Source organism: Phytopseudomonas flavescens (genome assembly GCF_900100535.1).
Taxonomy (GTDB): Bacteria; Pseudomonadota; Gammaproteobacteria; order Pseudomonadales; family Pseudomonadaceae; genus Aquipseudomonas; species Aquipseudomonas flavescens.
Genome location: NZ_FNDG01000022.1, coordinates 54,708 through 77,352 on the forward strand (window position 1 = coordinate 54,708; position 22,645 = coordinate 77,352).

The 22,645-nt window shown below is 62.5% G+C and carries 21 protein-coding genes; 9 read left to right on the top strand and 12 right to left on the bottom strand.

The features are described from left to right. Position 1: 1 nt before the first annotated feature. The 8 genes from BLR94_RS22555 to BLR94_RS22585 all read right to left on the bottom strand — a co-directional run bounded on the left by BLR94_RS22555 (position 2) and on the right by BLR94_RS22585 (position 6,419). The gene (locus BLR94_RS22555) at positions 2-463 is read right to left on the bottom strand and encodes a YehS family protein (RefSeq protein ID WP_084308157.1); all 462 of its coding nucleotides are present in this window, start codon (positions 461-463) and stop codon (positions 2-4) included. A 57-nt stretch (positions 464-520) separates the two neighbouring features. Then, positions 521-1,231: an rRNA pseudouridine synthase gene (locus BLR94_RS22560; protein ID WP_084308158.1), complete on the bottom strand. Its 711-nt coding sequence runs from the start codon at positions 1,229-1,231 to the stop codon at positions 521-523. Positions 1,232-1,338: 107 nt separating this feature from the next. Then, positions 1,339-1,509 (bottom strand): small membrane protein YohP, encoded by a 171-nt coding sequence (locus tag BLR94_RS27605; RefSeq protein ID WP_167359798.1) that lies wholly within the window; start codon positions 1,507-1,509, stop codon positions 1,339-1,341. Positions 1,510-1,532: 23 nt separating this feature from the next. Next, a complete protein-coding gene (locus BLR94_RS22565) occupies positions 1,533-2,234 on the bottom strand; it encodes an ABC transporter ATP-binding protein (RefSeq protein WP_084308159.1) in 702 nt (233 codons plus the stop codon). Next, positions 2,234-3,001: a high-affinity branched-chain amino acid ABC transporter ATP-binding protein LivG gene (livG, locus tag BLR94_RS22570; RefSeq protein WP_084308160.1), complete on the bottom strand. Its 768-nt coding sequence runs from the start codon at positions 2,999-3,001 to the stop codon at positions 2,234-2,236. The genes BLR94_RS22565 and livG overlap by 1 nt, the downstream gene beginning before the upstream one ends. Next, positions 2,998-4,257, bottom strand: coding sequence for a high-affinity branched-chain amino acid ABC transporter permease LivM (locus BLR94_RS22575; protein ID WP_084308161.1), 1,260 nt, complete (start codon positions 4,255-4,257; stop codon positions 2,998-3,000). The genes livG and BLR94_RS22575 overlap by 4 nt, the downstream gene beginning before the upstream one ends. Next, complete coding sequence (livH, locus tag BLR94_RS22580; RefSeq protein ID WP_084308162.1) at positions 4,254-5,177, bottom strand: high-affinity branched-chain amino acid ABC transporter permease LivH; 924 nt, start codon at positions 5,175-5,177, stop codon at positions 4,254-4,256. Before livH ends, BLR94_RS22575 begins: the two co-directional genes overlap by 4 nt. Positions 5,178-5,297: 120 nt before the next feature. Continuing rightward, positions 5,298-6,419, bottom strand: coding sequence for a branched-chain amino acid ABC transporter substrate-binding protein (locus tag BLR94_RS22585; protein ID WP_084308163.1), 1,122 nt, complete (start codon positions 6,417-6,419; stop codon positions 5,298-5,300). Positions 6,420-6,712: 293 nt separating this feature from the next. On the opposite strand from BLR94_RS22585, the gene BLR94_RS22590 reads away from it, so the two are divergent. From BLR94_RS22590 to BLR94_RS22600, 3 genes are all read left to right on the top strand, one after another. Then, on the top strand, positions 6,713-7,018 hold the full coding sequence (locus BLR94_RS22590; RefSeq protein ID WP_084308164.1) for a DUF2288 domain-containing protein: 306 nt from the start codon (positions 6,713-6,715) through the stop codon (positions 7,016-7,018). 192 nt (positions 7,019-7,210) lie between these two features. After that, a complete protein-coding gene (locus BLR94_RS22595) occupies positions 7,211-7,579 on the top strand; it encodes a DUF5064 family protein (protein WP_084308165.1) in 369 nt (122 codons plus the stop codon). Positions 7,580-7,708: 129 nt separating this feature from the next. Then, positions 7,709-8,500: a hydroxypyruvate isomerase family protein gene (locus tag BLR94_RS22600; protein WP_084308166.1), complete on the top strand. Its 792-nt coding sequence runs from the start codon at positions 7,709-7,711 to the stop codon at positions 8,498-8,500. On the opposite strand, the gene mdoH is transcribed toward BLR94_RS22600, so the two are convergent. The 4 genes from mdoH to lon all read right to left on the bottom strand — a co-directional run bounded on the left by mdoH (position 8,493) and on the right by lon (position 16,663). Continuing rightward, on the bottom strand, positions 8,493-11,066 hold the full coding sequence (mdoH, locus tag BLR94_RS22605; protein ID WP_084308167.1) for a glucans biosynthesis glucosyltransferase MdoH: 2,574 nt from the start codon (positions 11,064-11,066) through the stop codon (positions 8,493-8,495). The two genes, BLR94_RS22600 and mdoH, sit on opposite strands and share 8 nt — an antisense overlap. After that, complete coding sequence (locus BLR94_RS22610) at positions 11,063-12,607, bottom strand: glucan biosynthesis protein G (RefSeq protein WP_084308188.1); 1,545 nt, start codon at positions 12,605-12,607, stop codon at positions 11,063-11,065. Before BLR94_RS22610 ends, mdoH begins: the two co-directional genes overlap by 4 nt. 143 nt (positions 12,608-12,750) lie before the next feature. Beyond that, complete coding sequence (locus BLR94_RS22615; protein WP_084308168.1) at positions 12,751-14,007, bottom strand: acyltransferase family protein; 1,257 nt, start codon at positions 14,005-14,007, stop codon at positions 12,751-12,753. Positions 14,008-14,275: 268 nt separating this feature from the next. Beyond that, positions 14,276-16,663, bottom strand: a complete 2,388-nt coding sequence (lon, locus tag BLR94_RS22620; RefSeq protein WP_084308169.1) for an endopeptidase La — start codon at positions 16,661-16,663, stop codon at positions 14,276-14,278. 215 nt (positions 16,664-16,878) lie between these two features. On the opposite strand from lon, the gene BLR94_RS22625 reads away from it, so the two are divergent. The 6 genes from BLR94_RS22625 to BLR94_RS22650 all read left to right on the top strand — a co-directional run bounded on the left by BLR94_RS22625 (position 16,879) and on the right by BLR94_RS22650 (position 22,630). Further along, the gene (locus BLR94_RS22625) at positions 16,879-17,631 is read left to right on the top strand and encodes an AraC family transcriptional regulator (RefSeq protein WP_084308170.1); all 753 of its coding nucleotides are present in this window, start codon (positions 16,879-16,881) and stop codon (positions 17,629-17,631) included. A gap of 191 nt (positions 17,632-17,822) precedes the next feature. Beyond that, positions 17,823-18,503: a methylamine utilization protein gene (locus BLR94_RS22630; protein WP_084308171.1), complete on the top strand. Its 681-nt coding sequence runs from the start codon at positions 17,823-17,825 to the stop codon at positions 18,501-18,503. Further along, positions 18,490-20,796: a putative bifunctional diguanylate cyclase/phosphodiesterase gene (locus BLR94_RS22635; protein ID WP_084308172.1), complete on the top strand. Its 2,307-nt coding sequence runs from the start codon at positions 18,490-18,492 to the stop codon at positions 20,794-20,796. The genes BLR94_RS22630 and BLR94_RS22635 overlap by 14 nt, the downstream gene beginning before the upstream one ends. Before the next feature lie 2 nt (positions 20,797-20,798). Then, complete coding sequence (locus BLR94_RS22640) at positions 20,799-21,659, top strand: DUF3034 family protein (RefSeq protein ID WP_084308173.1); 861 nt, start codon at positions 20,799-20,801, stop codon at positions 21,657-21,659. A gap of 2 nt (positions 21,660-21,661) precedes the next feature. Then, complete coding sequence (locus tag BLR94_RS22645) at positions 21,662-22,090, top strand: group I truncated hemoglobin (RefSeq protein ID WP_084308174.1); 429 nt, start codon at positions 21,662-21,664, stop codon at positions 22,088-22,090. 84 nt (positions 22,091-22,174) lie between these two features. Then, the gene (locus BLR94_RS22650; RefSeq protein ID WP_084308175.1) at positions 22,175-22,630 is read left to right on the top strand and encodes a GNAT family N-acetyltransferase; all 456 of its coding nucleotides are present in this window, start codon (positions 22,175-22,177) and stop codon (positions 22,628-22,630) included. Positions 22,631-22,645 lie beyond the last annotated feature (15 nt).

A 22,645-nucleotide genomic window follows, 5' to 3' on the forward strand; every position in this document is an offset into this window, starting at 1 on the left:
GTCAGTCACGCAGGCGCTGGGTCAGGCCCTTGAGGAAGTTGCGCAGGAACTGATCGCCACAGGCGCGATAGTTACTGGTGCCCTGTTTGCGGAACAGCGCGCTCATTTCCGGTTTCGATACAGGGAAATCGACGCTGCGCATGATGGCATGCACGTCGTCTTCCTTGAGCTCGAAAGCCACGCGCAGCTTCTTCAGCACCTGATTGTTGCTGACCGGCAGTTCCAGCGGCGGAGCCGGGCGACTGTCATCCTTGCCACGCTTGAAGTACACCAGGCCATCGAGGGCATGGGCCAACAGGTCGTCGCTGCAATCCTGATAGCCCGGCTCGTCGTCCTTCTTCAGTACCGCCGCGATTTCTTCAGCGGTTACCGTCTTGCCGCCCAGTTGAACGATCTCGGCCAGTTGTGCATCGCTGACGTCGAGCATGTAGCGCAGGCTGCGCAGCACATCATTATTGAGCATGAAGATTCCTGGTGGCAGGGGCCTACGCCACGAAGGCGAGGCCGGAAGAATAGGCGGTTAGAAACGTTCTTTGGCGCCCAGATAGCGCCATTGTCCGGGCTGCACCTTGGACATCGGCACACCGCCGATGCGGATGCGTTTCATGCCCAGTACCTTGAGGCCGACACTGTTGCACATGAACACCAGCTGACCCGGCAATGGGTTCTTCAGGGCGAAGCGCAGGCGGGTCTCGTTCTGCCAGCTGACCTTGCAGGGCGCCAGCTTTGTTCCGTTGAACACCAGGCCATGGTTGAGGCGCTTGAGGTCGCGGTCTGACAGCTCACCGCTGACCTCGACCACGTATTCCTGCTCCAGCTTGCTCAGGTCGTCCTTGAGCTTGCGCTCGATACGCCAGTCCTGAGTCAGCACATGCATACCGTCGGCGCCTGCCTGCAGAGCGATGCAGGGCGTCAGGTCGGTGAAATGGCCCTTGAGCGTGCGCTGCTCGGAGCGGTCTTCCGGCCAGCGGTTGTCCGGGCCGATTTCTTCGGCTGCACGATCGGGAAAACGGCCACTGGGGATGTGCAGCAGCAGGGTGACCGGTACCAGAGGTTCAGCGACTGCATCGGGAAGCAGGGCTACCGCTTCGTCGGTTACCTTGCGCTGAGGTTCGTCCACCACTTCGCCATTGACCGTGACCCAGCCGCCCTCGATATACAGTTCGGCCTCGCGGCGTGAGCAGCCGGTGAGTTCGATCAGGCGTTTGGAAAGGCGTAGGGGTTCAGTCATGGCAGGACATCGTCAGCGAATAGATGCCCATTGTACCGCCGTGAGGCGTGTCATGCGCGTGGCATGAACAAAGCCGGGCAAGGTGCCCGGCCTGCGACGTCTGCCGATCAGAAGATCAGCGAGAAAATACCGATCACGACCAGCAGGCCGATGAGGAAGATGATACCGATGGTGCTGCCGAGGAACTTCAGCATGAGGGCGACTCCTGTTTTTGTCCGTTCAGTATTGGGACTGGAGCGCAGTTGCCATCGTTCAGGGTAAATCTGCCCTGCGGCCATTGCGGCCGCAGGGGGAGAGCGTGCTAGCCGCCGAGGTAGGCGTCACGCACCTTTGGATCGTTGAGCAGGTCATGGCCGCTGCCCTGCATGACGATCCGCCCGTTCTCCAGCACGTAGCCACGATCGGCCAGCTTGAGCGCCTGGTTGGCGTTCTGCTCGACCAGGAACACGGTCACACCGTCCTTGCGCAGTTGTTCGATGATCTCGAAAATCTGCTGGATGATGATCGGCGCCAGGCCCAGGGACGGCTCGTCGAGCAGCAGCAGCTTCGGCTTGCTCATCAGCGCACGGCCGATGGCGAGCATCTGCTGTTCGCCGCCTGACATGGTACCGGCACGCTGCACCAGGCGTTCCTTCAAGCGTGGGAACAGGTGCAGGACCTTGTCCAGTTGCTCCTGATTGTCCGCCTTGCTGCCGAAGAATCCGCCCATGGCGAGGTTTTCCTCGACGGTCAGGCGCGCGAACACACGGCGGCCTTCCGGTACCACGGCGATGCTCTTGCGCATGATCAGCGGGGTTTCCAGGCCGACCAGTTCTTCACCCTGGTAGCGGATGCTGCCGCTGGTGGCCTGCGGGCTGCCGCAGAGGGTCATCAGCAGGGTGGATTTGCCGGCGCCGTTGGCACCGATCAGGGTGACGATCTCACCCTGGCGCACTTCCACGCTGACCCCGTGCAGCGCCTGGATCTTGCCGTAGAAGGTGGAAACGTTGTCGAAATACAGCATCAAGTTTCCCCCAGGTAGGCTTTGATCACGTCCGGATTGTCGCGGATCTGCTGTGGCGTGCCGTCGGCCAGGGGGGTGCCCTGGTTGATCACGAAGATATGGTCGGAAATGCTCATGACCAGCTTCATGTCATGTTCGATCAGCAGCACGGTGACGTTGTGCTGGTCGCGCAGCATGCCGATCAGTGCCTTCAGGTCGTCGGTTTCCCGCGGGTTGAGGCCGGCCGCCGGCTCGTCGAGCATGAGGATGCTCGGCCGGGTCATCATGCAGCGCGCGATTTCCAGGCGCCGCTGTTGGCCGTAGGCTAGGGTGCCGGCAGTGCGGTTGGCGAATTCGCTCAGGTTGACCTGCTCCAGCCAGTGCGCCGCGTAGTCCATCGCCTCGCGTTCACTGCGGCGAAAGGCCGGGGTCTTGAACAGGCCGGCGAGAAAGTGGGTGTTGATGTGGCGGTGCTGGGCGACCAGCAGGTTTTCCACCGCGGTCATTTCCTTGAACAGGCGCACGTTCTGGAAGGTACGCACCACACCCTTGCGGGCGATCTTGTGGCCCGGCAAACCTTCGATCTGTTGGCCGTTCAAGCGGATGCTGCCCGAGGTCGGTTTGTAGAAACCGGTCAGGCAGTTGAATACCGTGGTCTTGCCGGCGCCGTTCGGGCCGATCATCGACACCACCTGTTTTTCATTGACCGTGAGGCTGACCCCGTTGACGGCCAGCAGGCCGCCAAAACGCATGGACAGGCCGCTCACTTCGAGAATCGGGCGGCTCATCGTTGTTTCAACTCCAGGTGTGGGCGCTGCATGGGCATGAGGCCCTGCGGACGCCAGATCATCATCACGATCATGGTCAGGCCGAATATCAGCATGCGGTACTCGTTGAAGTCGCGCATTTCCTGCAGCAGGGTCATCACGATGGCGGCGAAGATGATGCCCAGTTGCGAGCCCATGCCACCGAGCACGACGATGGCGAGGATCATCGCCGACTCGATGAAGGTGAACGACTCCGGTGTCACCAGGCCCTGGCGGGCGGCGAAGAAACTGCCGGCGAAACCGGCGAAGCTGGCGCCGATGGTGAAGGCCGAGAGCTTGACCGTGGTCGGGTTGAGGCCCAGGGCACGGCAGGCGATCTCGTCCTCGCGCAGGGCTTCCCAGGCGCGGCCGATGGGCATGCGCATCAGGCGGTTGATCACGAAGATGGCCAGCAGCACCAGCAACAGGGCGATCAGGTAAAGGAAGATCACCTTGTAGGTGGAGTTGTAGGCGATGCCGAGGAAGTCATGCAGGGTCTGGCCGCCATCCGGCGCGCGACGATCCAGCGACAGGCCGAACAGTTCCGGCTTGGGAATCGAGCTGATGCCGTTCGGGCCGCCGGTGATGTCGGTGAGGTTGCGCAGCATGATGCGGATGATCTCGCCGAAGCCCAGGGTCACGATGGCCAGGTAGTCGCCCCGTAGCCTGAGTACCGGGAAGCCCAGCAGGCAGCCGAAGGTGGCGGCCATCAGGCCGGCGATCGGCAACGCCGTCCAGAAGCCGAAGCCGGCGTATTCGGCCAGCAGCGCATAGGTGTAGGCACCCACCGCGTAGAAGCCGACATAACCCAGGTCGAGCAGGCCGGCGAGGCCGACCACGATGTTCAGGCCGATGCCCAGCATCACGTAGATGAGGATCAGGGTGGCGATGTCCACCGCCGCGCGGGAGCCGAAGAATGGCCAGGCCAATGCCACGACGAACAGGGCCAGCATGAACCAGCGCTGCACGCTGGGCAGCGTCAGGGTGTCCTTGAGGCTCGACGGCAGGCTGGGCAGTGCGCCCTTGAACCGCTGTCCGCCGAGCAGGCGGTCACGCAGCAACAGGTGCCAGACGAACAACAGTGCCGCAGCGATGCCGATGGTCCACAGGGTCTTGGCGCTGGCGCCCTGCACCTGCAGGCTGATGCCGACGACACTGAGCTTGAGGCCGAGGATCGGATAGGAAATCAGCAACAGAAGAACGCTGCTGAACAGGGCGGTCTTGAGGTTCTTGCTCATACCTTTTCGACCTCCGGGCGGCCGAGGATACCGGTCGGTCGGAACAGCAGCACCAGTACCAGCAGGCTGAAGGCAACCACGTCCTTGTACTGGTCACCGAAGATATCGGCGCCGAAGGCTTCGGCCACGCCCAGTACCAGACCGCCGAGTACAGCGCCCGGGATGCTGCCGATACCGCCGAGTACCGCGGCGGTGAAGGCCTTGATGCCGGCGAGGAAGCCCAGGTGCGGGTTGATCACGCCGTATTGCATGCCCAGCAGCACGGCGGCGACGGCCGCCAGCGCGGCGCCGATCACGAAGGTCAGGGCAATGATGTTGTTGGTGTTGATACCCAGCAGGTTGGCCATCTTCAGGTCCTCGGCACAGGCGCGGCAGGCGCGGCCAAGGCGGGAGCGGGAGATGAACAGGGTGAGGCCGATCATGGTCAGCAAGGTGACCACGAAGATCAGCACCTGCATGTAGGAAATCACCACGCCATTCATGGCGCTTTCGCCAAACACGAAATTGCCCGGCAGCGGGTTGGCGATGGCCTTGTCCTTGGAGTCCTGGGACAACATGACGGCGTTCTGCAGGAAAATCGACATGCCGATCGCCGAGATCAGCGGGATCAGCCGGTTACCGCCGCGTAGCGGCCGGTAGGCCACCCGTTCGATGCTGTAACCGAACGCACTGGTGACGATGATGCTCGCCGCGAAGGCGCAGACCATGATCAAGGGCAGGCTGTCGAGCCCCATCATGGCCAGCAGGGTAATGGCGATGAAGGCGACGTAGGAACCGATCATGTACACCTCGCCGTGGGCGAAGTTGATCATGCCGATGATGCCGTAGACCATCGTGTAGCCGATGGCGATCAGGGCGTAGGTACTGCCGACGGTCAGACCGTTGAGCAACTGTTGCAAGTAATGGTAAAGATCAGGCATTGCCTAACTCCTGGGTCGTCGCGCACGACCGCGCTCGTGGCGCAACGCGAAACCGGGGCTCTCATAAACGAAGCCCACGGTCAGATCGACCGTGGGCTTTGGGTTCAGGCGCAGGCGAAGTTACTTGGCTTCGCTCTTGGTACCGTCCTGATGCCATTCGTAGACCACGAAGTTGAAGTTCTTCAGGTCGCCCTTCTCGTCGAAGCCGAGGGTGCCGGTCGGGGTGTCGAAGGTATTGGCGCGCAGGGCTGCGGCTACTTCGGCGGTATCGGTGCTGCCGGCTTTCTCGATGCCACCGGCGATGACCTGGACTGCCGCGTAGGCCGGGAACACGAATGGACCGCTCGGGTCTTCATTCTTGGCCTTGAAGGCATCGACCAGTGCCTTGTTCTTCGGATCCTGGTCGAAGGATTGCGGCAGGGTCACCAGCAAGCCTTCGGATGCGGGACCGGCGATGGCCGAGATTTCCTTGTTGCCTACGCCTTCCGGGCCCATGAAGCGAACGTCCAGGCCTTTTTCCTTGGATTGGCGCAGCAGCAGGCCGAGCTCGGGGTGGTAGCCGCCGTAGTAGACGAAATCCACGCCCTGTTGCTTGAGCTTGGCGACCAGCGAGGAGAAATCCTTGTCGCCGGCGTTGATACCTTCGAACACGCCGACTTTCACGCCCTTGGCTTCCAGGGTCTGCTTGACCGCGCTGGCGATGCCCTCACCGTACTGCTGCTTGTCATGGATGACGGCAACGTTCTTCGGCTTGATGTGCTCGGCGATGAAGGCACCGGCGGTCGGGCCTTGCAGGCTGTCCAGGCCGATGGTGCGGAAGATCAACTCGTAGCCGCGGGCGGTGATTTCCGGGCTGGTGGCGGCCGGCGTGACCATCAGGATGCCTTCGTCTTCGTAGATGTCCGAAGCCGGTTGCGTGGAACTGGAGCACAGGTGACCAACGACGAACTTGGCGCCATCGTTGACGATCTTGTTGGCGACCGCCACGGCCTGCTTGGGATCACAGGCATCGTCGTAGACCACGCCCTCGAGTTGAGCACCGTTGACGCCACCGGCCTTGTTGATCTGTTCGATGGCCATCTTGGCCCCGACGAACTGCATTTCGCCATATTGAGCGACGGCACCGGTCACCGGGCCGGCCATGGCGATCTTGATGGTGTCGGCGGCTACCGAATAGCTGGCTGCGCCAGCCAGGGCCATCGCAGCGAACAGCTTGGAAATCTGCTTAGTAGCGTTGTTCATAGTGCTCCACTCGTTGTGTTCATTGTTGTAGTTCTGGCAGCCAAAGCGGCAGAACCGGAGTCGACTCTTCCGGCCATACCCCCGGCAACTGTACCGATACAGTGTAGAGCGCTGGTTCGCGCCTTGGAAAGTCGGCAGTCGAGGAGGGTGAGCGGGAATGTCGCGTAATTGCAAGAAATGTATAGAAAAACGGCGAGTTCCAGACTGACGGGTAGTTGACACGGCTTGCCCGTCCGTCCCCCATCGTTATCATGGCGGCCGTCGCAACCGCGCCTTTCACGATGGAACCTGCCATGAACGAACAACCAAGCACCCTCTATGCCAAATTGCTTGGCGAAACCGCGCCGATCCGCTGGCAGGAGCTGCAACCGTTCTTCGCCCGGGGGGCTCTGTTGTGGGTCGATAAGGACGCAGACCTGATCGCGGTCGCCGAGGCAATCGCCGAGAATCATCGGCAAGACGTCGTCGCCTGGCTGGATTCGGGGCGGATAGCCCCGTTGAGCGATGGCCGTGCCGAGGATCTGCTCGCTCGTGACCCGTCACTGTGGGCGGTGGTGGTCGCTCCCTGGGTGCTGGTTCAGGAGCGAGCGGCTCGGTAGCGCTGATCCCGGGCGTTGCTTCCCAACCGCTCTGCAGCGGGGCTCTTGCAAGGGGCAGCCGCGAGCCTTGCGGTTCTTTTTGGTGCGTTGGCCGTTGTCGTGTGTCGGTAAAATTCCGGGCTCAGGCGTGTATGCTCACAAGCCCGACAGTACGAGGTGCTTCGGGTCAACGCCCAGTAAAGGAGTCCGTTCATGTTCCAACCCGGTCATCTCTTTCGCAGCAACAGCCTGGCGACGGGCAAGATACCTACCTATGTCATCGACCTGCGTTACGCGGTGCGCCAGGATGCGCTGGAGGGGCCGATGTTGCAGATGTCCCTCAAGGGAGAAATCGATGGGGTCGCCTTCGAAGAGTCGTTCGAGCTGCACGGGGATACCGCTTTCAACTTCGCCAGTGTGGTCAGTCGCTTGGCGCATAGGCATGGTCTGCCCACCAGTGTGGTGCTGATCAGTCACGAGCATGAAGAGTTCGACCTGATGTTCGCCGATATCCGTCAGCGCCTGGGTGCCCATGGCGGCGATCCGGTGAACTTCGATCATCTGCAGAAGGACGGTCTGTAAGGTGACGGCTGCGGCCTGCTCCGGCACTCACCACGAACAAGGGTGGTGCCGCGGCGCGGCATGAAAAACAGGATCAAGCCATTTCGAACGGGGGCCGACGTATCTGTCGGTGCCAGCCTGGAGTCATGCATGAAGATATCCGCCAACCTGACGATGCTCTTCACTGAACGCCCCTTGCTCGGGCGCATCGTTGCCGCCGCCGCTGCAGGCTTCGATGGGGTGGAAATCCAGTTTCCCTACGAGGTACCGGCATTGCGCCTCAAGGAAGAACTGGCGCGGGCGGGCATGCCGTTGGTACTGATGAACTTTCCAGGTGGCGACTTTCTCGATGGCGGGCCCGGACTGGCCGCGGTTGCCGTGCGGCAGGCAGCATTCGACCAGGCCTTGCAGGATGCGCTGACCTACGCCGCCATGGTACGTCCGCATGTTATCAACGTGCTGCCGGGACGACTGGCCGAGGGGCTCGCGCGCGAGCAGGCGCTGGCCACCTTGAGCGACAACCTGCGCAAGGCGGCCGAGGCGTTCCAGCACCTGGGAATCGGCGTGGTGAGCGAGGCCATCAATCCCATCGACATGCCCGGGTTCCTGGTCAACACAGCAGAGCATCTGCAGGTGCTGCTGGCCGAGGTCGACCATGACAATTTCCAGGCTCAACTGGATATCTATCACTTGGCGCGGCAGGGCATTGATCCGCTGGCAGCGGTGCAAGCGCTGGCCGGGAAAATCGGTCATGTGCAATTCGCCGACTGTCCGGGGCGTGGTGCGCCAGGCACTGGAACGATCGATTTCGCTGCCTTGCGGCAGGTGCTGGATAGCAACGGCTACCGGGGCTGGCTGGGCGCCGAGTATCGCCCTGCAGAGGGCGACACCGGTGCCAGCCTGGGCTGGTTGAACGCCTGGCGAAAGCCCGGGATCAGTTGACCAGCGGTGAGGTGACGCCCACTTCGGGCAGCTTGAGAGCCAGGTTGCCCCGCCCGGGCTGCGGCCGGGGGCTCTGGTTGTAGGCGTGGCGCCACAGCGGATGCTGTTCGGCCTGTTGCCAGAGTTGCGCATGCAGGCGCGCGAGCAGTACCGGATCGCTGAGCAGGGCCAGTTTGCGCTTGCCGTCGAGCTTTTTCGGGCCCAGCTCCAGCGCTTCAGCCAGTGCGCGACGGCGTGCCTGTTCGATCAGCGCTGCTTCGCCGTGACGGGCCGTGGCCATTGCGCATGCCAGCGCGTTGGGGAAGGGCCGCAGCACGGCTTCGATGAAACCGTTTTCCATGGCGTGCTCGCGGTTATGCCGTGTATAGGCATAAGTGGAGAGCAGCGCCTGAGGCGGGTTGGACTCCTCGGGAATCAGGAACAGGCTGGCCTTCTTGCTGCGCAGACCCAGGCTCAGGCGGCTGGAGAACACCGATACGGGAATCGACAGCATCAGCGACACCACGATCGGCGACAGCCACCACAGGAAGTTCGGGTCGAGCCAGGCCACGCCTGCCGTCCAGCCCACACCCAGCAAGGCCTGCCAGCCGTGGCGGCGTACGGCGTCGCCCCAGGTGGTGATACCGTTGTCGCGCTGTGGTGAATTCCAAGTGGCGGACCAGCCCAGGAACGCAGCGCTGACGAACATGGTGTGGAACAGCATGCGCACCGGTGCCAGCAGCACCGAGAAGAGCATCTCCAGCAGCATGCTCAGGGTCGCCTTGAACGCACCGCCGTAAGCTTTGGCGCCCTTGATCCAGATGAGGATCACGGCGAGCAGCTTGGGCAGGAACAACAGCGTCAGGGTGGTGGAGAACAGCGCGATGGCCTTTTCCGGGTTCCACCTTGGCCATACCGGGAACAGTTGGCCGGGCACCAGGAAGTACTGCGGCTCCATCAGCGTGTGGATGGCCAGCAGGGCGGTCGAGAGCAGCAGGAACATGAACCACAGCGGGGCCGACAGGTAGGACATCACTCCGGTGAGGAATACCGCGCGGTGCACCGGGTGCATGCCCTTGACCAGGAACAGCCGGAAGTTCATCAGGTTGCCGTGGCACCAACGACGGTCGCGCTGCAACTCGTCGATCAGGTTGGGCGGCAGTTCTTCATAGCTGCCTTCCAGGTCATAGGCGATCCACACTCCCCAGCCGGCACGTCGCATCAATGACGCCTCGACGAAGTCGTGGGACATGATGGCGCCGGCGAACGAGCCTTTGCCCGGCAGCGGAGCCAGGGCGCAGTGCTCGATGAACGGCTGCATGCGGATGATCGCGTTGTGCCCCCAGTAGTGGGATTCACCCAACTGCCAGTAGTGCAGGCCGGCGGTGAACAGCGGGCCGTAGGCGCGGGTGGCGAACTGCTGCAGGCGCGCGTACAGGGTGTTCATGCCCGCCGCCTTGGGCGAACTCTGGATGATGCCCGCCTGTGGGTTGGCCTCCATCAGCCGTACCAGCTTGGTCAGGCATTCGCCGCTCATCACGCTGTCGGCATCGAGCACGATCATGTAACGGTAATCGCCACCCCAGCGACGGCAGAAGTCGTCGATGTTGCCACTCTTGCGTTTCACGCGGCGACGGCGACGGCGGTAGAAGATATTGCCGAAACCCTTGGTTTCCTGGCACAGCTCCAGCCACGCGCGCTGCTCGGCCACGGCGATGTCGGCGTCGCCGGTATCGCTGAGCACGTAGAAGTCGAACTGGTCGAGTTCGCCGGAGGCCGCCACCGATTCGTAGGTGGCACGCAGGCCGGCGAAGACGCGGGGCACGTCCTCGTTGCAGATCGGCATGATGATCGCGGTACGGGCCTTGGCGTCGATCGGCTCGTCACCGGCACTGCTGCCGGAAATACCGTAGCGGTCGTACCCACGCAGCAATTCCCAGAAGCCCATCAGCGCCGTCCAGAAACCTGCCGACACCCAACAGAACAACAGCGAGAACAGGGCGAGAATACTGCCCTGCACCACATAGGGCAGTACCTGCAGCAGGCTTTCCTGCCAGCCTTGCTCCATGACTTCCTGCAGGTTGATCAGCGCCCAGCCCTGGTAGGGCAGGATGCTGTTCATGTACCAAGTAGCGACGGCGGTCTGGCCCAGCATCAGCAGCAGCAACACGTAGCGCCGCAGTGAGCCGACCCGGCGCCAGCGTGCCGGCTCGAGTTCGCGTTTGGGCGGGCGCGGCGGATTGCTCTTGCCGAACAGTGCCCGCAAACCGCGGGTCAGCAGGTTGGTGCGCCACGGCTCGGGTGTCATCTTGGTGCGGTTGAGGGGCGGGGCGGCCCGCAGAATCGGTCGGCCGGCAGCATCCAGCGACAGCAGGCCGGTCGACTCCAGCGGTTCTCCGGCACCCAGTTCGATACGTCGGGCAGCCGACTTGTGGACGGCCTCTTCGGCACTCGCGGCCTGCGCGCCACCGAGGCGGCCGTGCAGTTCGGTGAAGTCGTGGCAGTCGGCCAGTGCTTCACGCTCGGTTGCACTCAGCGGCAGGCTGTCCAGGTACTCGTCCAGGGCGGACTGCTCGGTGGTTTTCATGGGGCGGTAACCGTATTGGGTGGCAGTTGATAGCTCCAGGTTTCGCTGAGGGTCTTGTCACCCTCGACCAGAGCCGCGCGCATTTCCACCGCTTTCTTGGGATCCTTGACCTTGAAGCGCAGCGTCAGGCGCCAGCCCTTGGTCGCCGGATTGTATTGCAGACCGTTGTCCAACAGCTCGGCATTGTCATTGACGCTGAAGTTGGACGTTACCGCTGCGTCGGACTTGAGTTTGGCCAGTGCCGGGCCTTCGAAGTCCACCAGCAGGGCGATGCTGCCATCCAGCTTGCGAGTCAGATTGGGCTGTTTGACTTCGCCGGCACTGCGCATGGTCTGCTTGACCCAGGCGGTTTGAGCGCCGAGTTGGGCGCGTTCGTCCTTGGTCCAGTGCATGCGGTAATCGAACTCCATCGGTTCGCCCGGCTTGGGCTGCTCGTCAGGTGTCCAGAACGCCACGATATTGTCGTTGGTTTCGTCCGGGGTGGGGATTTCCACCAGCTCGACCTTGCCCTTGCCCCATTCGCCCCTGGGTTCGATCCAGGCGCTTGGGCGCTGCTCGTAGCGGTCTTCCAGGTCTTCGTATTGAGCGAAGTCGCGACCCCGCTGGAGCAGGCCGAAACCTTTCGGGTTCTCCACTTCGAAGGTGCTTACCGCAAGGTTCTGCGGATTGTTCAGCGGGCGCCAGATGTGCTCGTCGTTACCGGTATGGATCGCCAGGCCGTTGGAGTCGTGCAGTGCAGGGCGGTAGTTGGGTTTGCTGGAGCGTTGGCTGGAACCGTACAGGAACATGCTGGTGAGCGGGGCGACGCCCAGCTTGTTGACGTTGTCACGCAGAAATACCCGCGACTGCACGTCGACCACCGAGTCCTTGCCCGGGCGCAGGATGAAGCGATAGGCGCCGGTAGCACGCGGCGAGTCGAGCAGCGCGAAAATCACCAGATGCTTGTCCTCCGGCTTGGGGCGCTCGATCCAGAACTCGCGGAAGTACGGAAACTCTTCGCCACTCGGCAGGGCGGTGTCGATGGCCAGGCCGCGGGCCGAGGCACCGTATACCTGGTCCTTGCCGACTACCCGGAAATAGCTGGCGCCGAGCAGGCTCATGATCTCGTCGGACTTGCCCTTGGCGTTGATCGGGTACATCACGCGGAAACCGGCGTAGCCGAGATTCTTGATGGCGTCCTTGTCGACCTTCAGGTCAGCGAAATCGAAACGCGCAGGGTCGTACTTGATTTCCTTGACGCTGGTGGACGTCACTTCGTTGATTTTCACCGGGCTGTCGAAGTGCATACCCTGGTGATAGAAGCTCAGCTTGAAAGGGGTTTTGCTGTCGGCCCATTGGTACTTGTCTTCGAGGGATTTGATCTTCTGGTAATCGGTGAACTGCAGATTGCTCAGCTCATTGGGCAGGTTGGTGGCTGGAGCAGCGTAGGGCTTGTCCAACAACTCCTTGGCTTGCGAGGCCACGTCATCGAGCGAAAATGCCAACAGGTGGGTACTGAACAATGAGGTGGTGCAAGCCAGGCACAGCGCAGCTGGAAGCATGCTGTGACGAACAGATGCCTTGACGGTTTTGAGGATCACGGATCCCTCCCGAAAACAGTAAGAAACGGCGGCACGGTCGGCCGAACATCTCCTTCCGACCGTGTTCGTTGCAGATGATTCCTGTGAATTTCCCGTGACGCCACTCAGGCTGGGTTGCGCCTCACTGGCAGCCACTTGAGGAACTGCCGGCGTACCGGTACCACGGCGTTCTCCTGCGCCCACACGCAAAGAACCACGGTGAGCAGCAGGAACAACGGATAGAAGGTGATCAAGGGGGTATGCTCGGCAGCCCGCACGGCGCACTCGCTCCAGTTGGCGAAGCACTCGGTCGAGGCCACGCTGAGCAGCATCTCAGACCGCGAGAACAAGGTGAAGGCTGGCACGTGCAGCACGAACAGCGGCAATGAAGCTGCCCCCAGACGTTGCGACCAGCGCCGTACCGGTTCGCTGGTCGGCGAGGGGGCCAGGGCGCACAGATAGATCAGCATCATCTGCGCTGGCAGCAACAGGCCGTTGTGCAGCAGGTAGTACCAGTACTGCTCGCCCTCCACCAGCCAGGCGGCGCCGAAGAAGCAGGTCAGCACGGTGGCGATCATCAGACCGATGCCAGCGGGCCCTGGCGAGCGGCCGGCGTCACGCATGTCACGGAACAGGCCGTAAGCGAGAATGCCGGCCAGGAACTCCGGCAGGCGCACCAGCGGGTTGCGGTGCAGGATGCCGGTGAACGGCATGCCGTAGTCACCATTGAGGATCACCAGGGTTGGCGGAATCATGTAGATCAGGGTGAGCAGGCCCAGCCACAGTACCTTGTGCTTGAGGCGTGCCAGGCGTGGGGCCACGAAGGGAAAGGTGAGGTAGAAGAAGAACAGCGTGGAGATCGACCATAGCGGTGGGTTGAAGGTCAGGTAGAGCGGGTTCCAGGCTTGCAGCATGAACAGTTGCAGCGCGGTATTGAGCGCCAGTTCGCCGTTGCCCATGAAGTGTTCGAGGGTGGTGCGCGAAACTCCGGTCATGTCTTCGTTGGTGTCGTACACCACGAAACGGATGGTGGCCTTGGTCTCGTCTGGCGGGATGCCAAGGTTGCTGATGATGAAAATCACCGTGATGGTCAGCAGCAGGGAAAAGATGTGCAACGGGTAGAGGTTGGCGAAACGCCTGCTCCAGAAGCTTACCGCCGGCTCGCGCAGTTCACCGCGCTTGCAGTACACGTGGGCGAGCAGAAAACCGGACAGCACGAAGAAGGTACTGGTGGCGAAGAAGCCGACACCGCTGAGCTGCTTGATGATGGGCAGCTTCTGTTCTGCGTAATTGTGCAGGGTATGGAAGACCACGATGTACAGGCCAAGTATGAAGCGCAGCCATTCGAGCCCGATGAAATGTTCCTTGTCCGTTCGGGGCATTCCCGTTCTCCTCATATCGACACCTTCCGGGCACGGATCAGCCTGCGCAGACAGCTTCGCTGCGCAGGCTCGCGGCAACCGGGTCAGCGTCTGACAGCGTCAATCGCATTTCGATCTGTCCGATTCGTCGCTGGCGGCCACCAGCGAGCACGCAAACCATCCCACGGGTGCACGCTTGCTCGCGACCGCGATGGCCAATTCATCTCGCTGTCGTGGGGCAAATCGACTCGCCGGCAAGCCGGCTCCTGCAGTGAAGTGCGTGGCGTGATCAGTTGAACAACACCTTGGCGACATCGCTGAAGCGCTTGGCGAAATGCACGGTGATGCCTTCCTTGAGGTAGTCCGGCAGCTCCAGATAGGAGCCGCGATTGGCCTCCGGAAGGATCAGCTCATGGATCTTCTGCCGGCGCGCAGCGATGACTTTTTCACGGACTCCGCCGATGGGAAGCACCTGGCCGGTAAGGGTCAGCTCGCCCGTCATGGCCACGCCTTTTTTCGGCGCCTGGTCGCGAGCCAGTGAGAGCAGGGCGCTGGCGATGGTGACGCCAGCGCTCGGACCGTCCTTGGGGGTGGCGCCCTCGGGTACGTGCAGGTGCACGAAGGCCTGGTCGAAGAAGGTCGGATCACCCTTGTAGGCTTTCAGGTTCGAGCTGACGTAGCTGTAGGCGATTTCCGCCGACTCCTTCATCACCTCGCCAAGCTGGCCGGTCAATTTGAAACCCCGGTTGAGGGTGTGGATGCGTGTCGCTTCGATCGGCAGCGTGGCGCCGCCCATGCTGGTCCAGGCCAGGCCAGTGATCACGCCGACGCCAGACAGCACCTGCTCACTGCGGAACACCGGCATGCCCAGGTACTGTTCCAGATCCTTGGCGGCAATCTTGACCGTGCTGTGGGGCGCGTCGAGCAGCTTCACCACGGCCTTGCGCACCAGTTTGCCAAGCTGTTTCTCCAGCTGCCTCACGCCGGCTTCCCGGGCATAGCCCTCGATCAAGGCACGCAGGGCGCTGTCGCTGATCGATAGCTGCTTGTTCGACACACCTGCCTTGTCGAGTTGCTTGGGCCACAGGTGGCGCTTGGCGATGGCCAGTTTTTCTTCGGTGATATAGCCGGACAGGCGAATCACTTCCATGCGGTCGAGCAGCGGGCCGGGAATCGAGTCCAGGGTGTTGGCGGTACACACGAACAGCACCTTGGACAGGTCCAGGCGCAGGTCCAGGTAATGGTCGAGGAATTCGACGTTCTGTTCCGGGTCGAGGGTCTCCAGCAGTGCCGAGGCCGGATCGCCCTGGTAGCTGCTGCCCATCTTGTCGATCTCGTCGAGCATGATCACCGGGTTCATCACCTCGACATCCTTGAGTGCCTGCACCAGCTTGCCGGGCAGGGCGCCTATGTAGGTGCGGCGGTGGCCCTTGATCTCCGCTTCATCGCGCATGCCGCCGACCGAGAAACGATAGAAAGGGCGGCCCAGGGACTCGGCGATGGATTTGCCGATACTGGTCTTGCCCACACCCGGTGGGCCGACCAGCAGGACGATGGAGCCGGCGATCTCGCCCTTGAACGCGCCCACGGCGAGGAATTCGGTGATGCGCTCCTTGATATCGTCCATGCCGGCATGGTGGTCGTCGAGCACCTTGCGGGCATGCTTGAGGTCGAGCTTGTCCTTGCCGAACACGCCCCAGGGCACGCTGGTGGCCCAGTCCAGGTAATTGCGCGTGACCGCGTACTCTGGCGAACCGGTCTCCAGTACCGAGAGCTTGTTCATCTCGTCGTCGATGCGTTTGCGCGCCTGATCGGGCAGGGTCTTGCTTTCCAGGCGCTGGCTGAACTGTTCGGCGTCGGCGCTACGGTCATCCTTGGTGATGCCAAGCTCCCGCTGGATGATCTTCAATTGTTCCTTGAGGAAGAATTCGCGCTGGTGCTCGCCCACCGAGCGATTCACTTCTGCGGAGAGTTCATGCTGCAGGCGTGCCACCTCCACTTCCTTGCGCAGCAGCGGCAGGACTTTTTCCATGCGCTTGAGGATCGGCACGGTATCCAGCACTTCTTGCAGAACCTTCGATTGCGCAGTGGTCAGCGCCGCAGCGAAGTCGGTCAGCGGTGACGGGTCGTTGGGGCTGAAGCGGTTCAGGTAATTCTTCAGTTCTTCGTTGTACAGCGGGTTGAGCGGTAGCAGCTCCTTGATCACGTTGATCAGCGCCATACCGTAGGCCTTGACCTCATCGCGTGAGTCATTGGCGTTGCGCGGGTAGTCGACCTCGGCCAGGTAAGGCGGCCGATGGTGCTTGAGCCAGCCGCGGATGCGTACGCGGGTCAGGCCCTGGGCGACGAACTGCACCTTGCCGTCGTCATTGCTGACATGGTGGATGCGCACCACGGTGCCGTGCTCCGGCAGGCTGGAGGTGTCGAAATGGCGTGGATCGGTGACCGGCTGGTCGACGTAGAACAAGGCCAGGGTACGGTGTTCGGTCTTGCTGACCAGCTCCAGGGTTTCCGCCCAGTGCTCCTCGTTGACGATCACCGGTAGTACCTGTGCCGGGAAGAACGGCCGATTGTGGATCGGAATCACATAGAGTTTGTCCGGCAGGTTCTGGCCGGGCAGCATCAGGCTGTGGCTGGTCTGCTCCGAAGCGATCTCGATATCTTGCGTCTCGTTCATGCGGCACCTGTCATTTCACGTTGAGTGTTAGATGGGGCGCCGCCGGCTTTTTTCAATATTTATTCGTTGCCCGCCGGCCGTTCGCGCGCCTGCCAGGCGTGTGCCATGGCTGCCGGGCGCGCTTGCGCAGAGCCGCGCCTCCCGCCGGTCATGGCCCGTACAGTTTTTCCGTGCAACGCGGTAGAGTGCGCGCTTCGCCCATCGAGTTGCGAATCATGCTCAATGCCCGTCTCATGCGTCTGGACGACCAGGCCCACGAACACACCCATGACCACCACCAACTGGTGATGTCGGTGTCCGGACGTGCCGAGTTCGAGGTGGTGGGGCGTGGCGGCGAGGTTTGCCGGATGCGCGCCTGCCTGGTGCCGGGCGATGCCGATCATCAGTTCGCCGGCATCGGCGACAACCGCATGCTGATCGTCGACCTCAACGAACAGGACATCAGCAGTGAAGACCTGCAACTGCTCGGTCATCTATTCGACACACCGCGCTACCCGCAGTTGGACGCCGACTTCCAGCATTTGCTCAGCTATGCGGGCGCCGAGCTCGAGCGCTATGGCAGTGACCCGCTGCTGGCCCGTTCCTTGGGTGGCGTGCTGTTGCGCGCGCTGCATCTGCGGGTGTTTGGCGAACAGGCGGGGCGTGTCCAGGGCGCCCTGGACGTGCAGCGTCTGGACGGCTATATCGCCGCCAACCTGGCGCGCCGCATCAGTGTCGCCGAGCTGGCTCACGTCGCCTGCCTCAGCCCCAGCCATTTCCACGCCCAGTTCAAGGACAGCGTTGGCCTCACCCCTCATCAATACCTGCTCAAGGCGCGTCTCGACCATGCCACCCGGCTGTTGCGCGGCAGTGGACTGACGCTGGTGCGTATCGCCGAAGAATGTGGTTTCTGCAGCCAGAGCGCCTTGACCACCGCCATGCGCCGTTACCTCGGGCTGACGCCGAAGCGGATGCGCGGCAGCGAATAGAGCCTGGTGGCTGCGGCCGGTGGTCGTTCATCCGTCACGCCATGGGTGATGGCCTTTTGCTTGTGTGGCCATGGATAAAAGCGTGAACTTATTCAGCCAGGCGACTAATCTTCCCGGCAGCCCTTCCACATTGTCGGAGCGGCGCGTGTCACGGCCCGAACGGAGGATGGCGTGTCCTGGACGAATTTCATATGAGCAAACGCTTTCTTCTCGCCGTGTACCTGTCGTTATTCGGTTCACTCGCCGTTGCCCAGGCTGCCAGCCTGCAAGGTGAGCTGCTGGACGCCAAGGGTGCACCGCTGGCCAACGCGGTGGTCACCTTGCAGGGACCGGCAGCTGACGTGGCTGCGCCGGGCAAGGCCGTGATCGACCAGCAGGGCATGCGCTTCGTACCCAGCGTGCTGGCCGTACGTACCGGCACCGCGGTGACGTTCCCGAACCGCGACGATATCCGCCACCACGTCTATTCGTTCTCGGCACCCAAGCGTTTCGAGCTGCGCCTGTACCAAGGCACGCCCAGTGCACCGATCGTGTTCGACAAACCCGGGCTGGTGGTCCTGGGCTGCAACATCCACGACTGGATGGTCGGTTACGTCTACATCACCGATGACCCCTGGTTCGCCGTCAGTGATGCCCAGGGCAAGGTCTCCATCGACAACCTGCCGGTTGGCGACTATCGGGTCACCCTGTGGCACGCCGCCCTGCCGGACATGCTGGCGCAACAGGGCGGTATGCTGAGGGTTGCAGCCGGCAGCCAGCAGCAGCGCTTCCAGTTGCCCATCGTCGCGCCAAGCGAAAGCGAACCGCCTGGTGCTCCGCCGAGCGCCTTCGGAGACGCCTTCAGGAAAGCCGTGGAACATGGTTCGCACTAGTTTCCAGGCGCGCATCGCCAGCGTTCTGATCCTGCTCCTGCTGGTGGTGATCGGTGCCCTGTATTTTGCCGTGCAGGCCGCGACCAACGCTTCGATTCGCACCCAGGCCCGCGAGCAACTGGATGTCGGTACCGGGGTCTTCGGACAGTTGCTCGACGTTCATTCGCGACAACTCAGGGACGCGGTACAGGTGCTGACCACCGATTTCGGTTTCCGCGAGGCGGTGGCCAGCGGCGACCAGGCAACCATACGCTCGGCGCTGCTCAACCATGGCGCACGCCTCAATGCCGGGGTGGTGATGATGTTCGACATGGATGGCAAGTTGACCGCCAGCACCCAGGCCCCCTTGCCCGCGCCCCGCGCCGAGCAGATCAACGCCCAGCTGAGCCGCCAGGGGCAGAGCGTGCTGATGCCTTTCGACGGCAGCATCTACCTGCTGGTACAGGCGACCGTCAGCGCACCGTTGCCGATCGCCCGGTTGGTGATGGGCTTTGCCATCGACAAGGGCTTTGCCCGTGAACTGAATCAGTTGACCCACCTTGAAGTGACCCTGCTCGGCAGTATGCAAGGGCAACCCGAGGTGCGCGTCAGCACGCTCGACGACATGCCGATGATCGCACTCGCGGGGGATAGCGGTGAGGTGCTGCACGCCGGTGAGCTGTTTCTGGTCCAACGCCTGGTACTCGCCAGTGGCGACGACTTCCACGTGCAGGCATTGCTGCAGCGTTCACTGGAGCAGGCCAGCGGTTCGATCGCGGCGCTCAATCGGAAAATCTTCTTCATCGCCGCCGCCGCCTTGCTGGCCTCCCTGGTGGGGGCGCTGTTGCTGGCACGCAGCCTGTCGCGACCGATCCGTCGTCTGGCTGGTGCCGCAGAGCGAATTGGCCGAGGTGACTACGACGTGCCACTGGCGCTCGACCGTGCGGATGAACTGGGCAGCCTGGCCAAGGCGTTTCAACGCATGCAGCAGGGGGTCGCCGAGCGTGAGCGGCAACTGGCACACAACGCATTGCACGATCCCCTGACCGGGCTGCCCAATCGCAACCTGGCGCTCGAGCGGCTGGGCAGTGCCATCACCGCGCAGCGACACATGGCTTTGCTTTACCTGGGCATCGGCAACTTCCGTACGGTCAGCGAGAGCTGCGAAGCGGGTGGTGCCGACCGGGTCATGCAGCAACTGGCCAATCGCCTGAAGGCGGCGCTGCGTCCGGCCGACAGCCTGGCGCGGATGGTCGGCGACGAATTCGTGCTGCTCCTCGAGGGGAGTGACATGGAGGGGGCGGTGGCTACCGCCGACCGGGTTCAGCAACTCTCCATGAAGCCCTTTCGGGTCGATAATCTGGACATCGCTCTGGATTGCCGCATCGGTATAGCCGCCTATCCCGCCGATGGCTCTACCCCGGAAGAGTTGCTGCGCCGTGCCGCCATCGCCATGCAGGACGCCGGGCACCTGGCGGGGCGCATTCAGCTTTATGAAAGTGGCCGCGATGTTGCCCAGCAGCGCCAGGTGCAACTGATCCGCGACCTGCGCCGCGCCGCTCATCAGGACGAACTGCTGCTGCATTACCAACCCAAGCTGGATATTCGCAACCCGGGAAGAATCCAGGCCGAGGGGCTGCTGCGCTGGCTGCACCCGCAATTCGGCATGGTTTCCCCGGGTGAGTTCATTCCGCTGGCGGAGCGCACCGGCAGTATCCAGATCCTGACCGCCTGGGTGATCGAAGAGGGTATCCGCCAGTTGCAGGAGTGGCTCCAGCGTGGGCTGGTGGTGCAACTCTCGCTTAACATTTCCACGGAGGATCTGGTGGATGCCGAACTGCCCACGCGGGTGGGCCGCCTGCTGGCGCATTATCAGATCCCAGGTTCACAACTGATCTTCGAAATTACCGAGAGCGGCGTGATGCTCAACCCAGCGGTGGCCTTGCAGGTATTGCACGGCTTGCGTGACAAGGGTATCGGCCTGTCGGTTGATGACTTCGGCACCGGCTATTCTTCTTTGGCGCAGCTAAAGCGCATGCCGGTACAGGAACTGAAGATCGACCAGAGCTTTATCCGCGATCTGCACGACACCAGCGAAGATGCGGTGATCGTGCGTTCGACCATCGAGATGAGCCACAGCCTCGGTATCAAGGTGGTGGCCGAAGGCGTCGAACTGCAGCGCAGTCTGGATCTACTCGAACGTTGGCAGTGCGATAGCGTGCAGGGCTACCTGATCAGCCGGCCACTGGCAGCCCAGGCTTTCGAAGACTGGATGCAACGGCCATCAATCTCTCCCGTTTCCCTGGTGTATTGAACATGTCCTTCGCGCACCTGACCGGTCTACTGCTACTTGGCGTCATCAGTACGGCGACCGTCGCCGGTGAAGGACGGCTGCTGGCCACCGGGGGAGCCAGTAGCCTGGAAGGTGCTGCCGGGGGTGGCATCACGCCCTGGGCGGTGCTGGCCGGTTATGGCGAGCAGGGCGAGTGGGGGGCGGACGTATTCGCCACGCGGGTGCAAACCGCTGACTACCGTCTGGACGTGGCCGGTGTGGCGGCCGCCTACGACAACCGAATCGAACTTTCCTACGCGCGCCAGCGCTTCGATCTGGGCAACCTGGCGCGGGACCTGAGCCTGCCGGAGAACAGCCTCAGCCAGGACATCTTCGGTATAAAGGTGCGGCTGTTCGGCGATCTGATTTATGACCAGCTACCCCAGGTATCGCTGGGCATTGCGCACAAGCGCCAGAAAGACTTTCTCATCCCCAGCCTGGTCGGTGCCCAGCGTGACGAAGACACCGAAGGCTACCTGACCGCCAGCCGGCTGATTCTTGGCGGCGCCTTCGGCTACAACCTGCTGCTCAACGGTGGTGTGCGCTACAGCCGCGCCAACGAGCTGGGCCTGCTGGGCTTCGGCGGCGATCGTCGCGACCGCCGTTCGCTGCTCAAGGAAGGCTCCGTGGCGGTGCTGCTCGACCGGCAGTGGGCAGTGGGCGTGGAGTACAGGGAGAAGCCGGACAACCTCAGCTTCGCCGGGGAAAGCGACTGGGCGGATCTGTTCGTCGCCTACTTCCCCAACAAGCGCCTGGCCGTGGTGCTGGCCTACGCAAGGCTGGGGGAGATCGCCACCCTGGATAACCAGAACGGTACCTATCTGTCCGTGCAGGGGAGTTTCTGAGCATGCTGCGTTGGTTCTGCGTGGCGGCCCTGTCGCTGCTGTTGCTGGTCGGTTGCGCACAGCAGCCGGCCAAGGATGACAGCCTGTACCACCAGTTGGGCGAGAAGCCGGGCATTACCCGCATCGTCGAGGGCATGCTGCTCAACGTGGCAGACGATCCGCGCATCGTGCAGTTTTTCGTCAGGGTGGACATTGCCGGTCTGCGCGACAAACTGGTCGACAAGTTCTGCGTGATCGCAGGCGGGCCCTGTGTCTACAGCGGCTACAGCCTCGAAGAAAGCCACAAGGGCCAGCAACTGACGCCCAGTCATTTCAATGCCCTGGTCGAGGATCTGCAGGCGGCGATGGACAGCGAAGGGGTGCCAACGACGACCCAGAACCGCCTGTTGGCGCGCCTGGCGGTTCTGCGTGGACAGGTCATCGAAAAGTAGAGCGTAGCCCGTCGCGTTGTTTTCCCGACGGCCAAATAGGCTTAGAGTCGCCGCTGTCCTCCAGTCCATTGCAGCGAGCCGATCATGTCCGTCACCTGGCACCTCAAACCCCATCGCGAGTTGAGCAAGAACGAGCTGTATGCGGCTTTGGCGCTGCGTACGCAGGTCTTCGTGGTCGAGCAGAACTGCCCGTACCTCGAGGTCGATGGTCGCGACCTGGAGGGCGATACCTGCCACCTGCTGGGCTGGCAGGGCGACGAACTGGTGGCTTATCTGCGCCTGCTCGACCCGGCGCTCAATGATGGCGACGTGGTGATCGGCCGGGTGGTAACCGCCGCCCGCGCCCGTGGCACCGGCCTGGGGCATGGCCTGCTGGAGCAGGCGCTGCAGGCCTGCAGCGGTCGCTGGCCGGGCGCTTGCGTGTATATGTCCGCTCAGGCGCATCTGCAGGGCTACTACGGACGCTACGGTTTCGTCGCGGTAACCGACGAATACCTGGAAGATGACATTGCGCATATCGGTATGCGTCTGGAGCTGTGAGCCATAGCCCTGCGG

Coding starts and splice junctions, on each gene's coding strand:
- BLR94_RS22645 (WP_084308174.1), top strand. CDS start 21,662: ATGCTGCGTTGGTTCTGCGTGGCGGCCCTGTCGCTGCTGTTGCTGGTC.
- BLR94_RS22610 (WP_084308188.1), bottom strand. CDS start 12,607: ATGCTTCCAGCTGCGCTGTGCCTGGCTTGCACCACCTCATTGTTCAGT.
- BLR94_RS22585 (WP_084308163.1), bottom strand. CDS start 6,419: ATGAACAACGCTACTAAGCAGATTTCCAAGCTGTTCGCTGCGATGGCC.
- BLR94_RS27605 (WP_167359798.1), bottom strand. CDS start 1,509: ATGGCCGCAGGGCAGATTTACCCTGAACGATGGCAACTGCGCTCCAGT.
- BLR94_RS22615 (WP_084308168.1), bottom strand. CDS start 14,007: ATGCCCCGAACGGACAAGGAACATTTCATCGGGCTCGAATGGCTGCGC.
- BLR94_RS22625 (WP_084308170.1), top strand. CDS start 16,879: ATGCTCAATGCCCGTCTCATGCGTCTGGACGACCAGGCCCACGAACAC.
- BLR94_RS22595 (WP_084308165.1), top strand. CDS start 7,211: ATGTTCCAACCCGGTCATCTCTTTCGCAGCAACAGCCTGGCGACGGGC.
- BLR94_RS22590 (WP_084308164.1), top strand. CDS start 6,713: ATGAACGAACAACCAAGCACCCTCTATGCCAAATTGCTTGGCGAAACC.
- mdoH (WP_084308167.1), bottom strand. CDS start 11,066: ATGAAAACCACCGAGCAGTCCGCCCTGGACGAGTACCTGGACAGCCTG.
- BLR94_RS22630 (WP_084308171.1), top strand. CDS start 17,823: ATGAGCAAACGCTTTCTTCTCGCCGTGTACCTGTCGTTATTCGGTTCA.
- BLR94_RS22635 (WP_084308172.1), top strand. CDS start 18,490: ATGGTTCGCACTAGTTTCCAGGCGCGCATCGCCAGCGTTCTGATCCTG.
- BLR94_RS22640 (WP_084308173.1), top strand. CDS start 20,799: ATGTCCTTCGCGCACCTGACCGGTCTACTGCTACTTGGCGTCATCAGT.
- BLR94_RS22600 (WP_084308166.1), top strand. CDS start 7,709: ATGAAGATATCCGCCAACCTGACGATGCTCTTCACTGAACGCCCCTTG.
- BLR94_RS22575 (WP_084308161.1), bottom strand. CDS start 4,257: ATGAGCAAGAACCTCAAGACCGCCCTGTTCAGCAGCGTTCTTCTGTTG.
- livG (WP_084308160.1), bottom strand. CDS start 3,001: ATGAGCCGCCCGATTCTCGAAGTGAGCGGCCTGTCCATGCGTTTTGGC.
- BLR94_RS22560 (WP_084308158.1), bottom strand. CDS start 1,231: ATGACTGAACCCCTACGCCTTTCCAAACGCCTGATCGAACTCACCGGC.
- BLR94_RS22565 (WP_084308159.1), bottom strand. CDS start 2,234: ATGCTGTATTTCGACAACGTTTCCACCTTCTACGGCAAGATCCAGGCG.
- BLR94_RS22555 (WP_084308157.1), bottom strand. CDS start 463: ATGCTCAATAATGATGTGCTGCGCAGCCTGCGCTACATGCTCGACGTC.
- BLR94_RS22650 (WP_084308175.1), top strand. CDS start 22,175: ATGTCCGTCACCTGGCACCTCAAACCCCATCGCGAGTTGAGCAAGAAC.
- livH (WP_084308162.1), bottom strand. CDS start 5,177: ATGCCTGATCTTTACCATTACTTGCAACAGTTGCTCAACGGTCTGACC.
- lon (WP_084308169.1), bottom strand. CDS start 16,663: ATGAACGAGACGCAAGATATCGAGATCGCTTCGGAGCAGACCAGCCAC.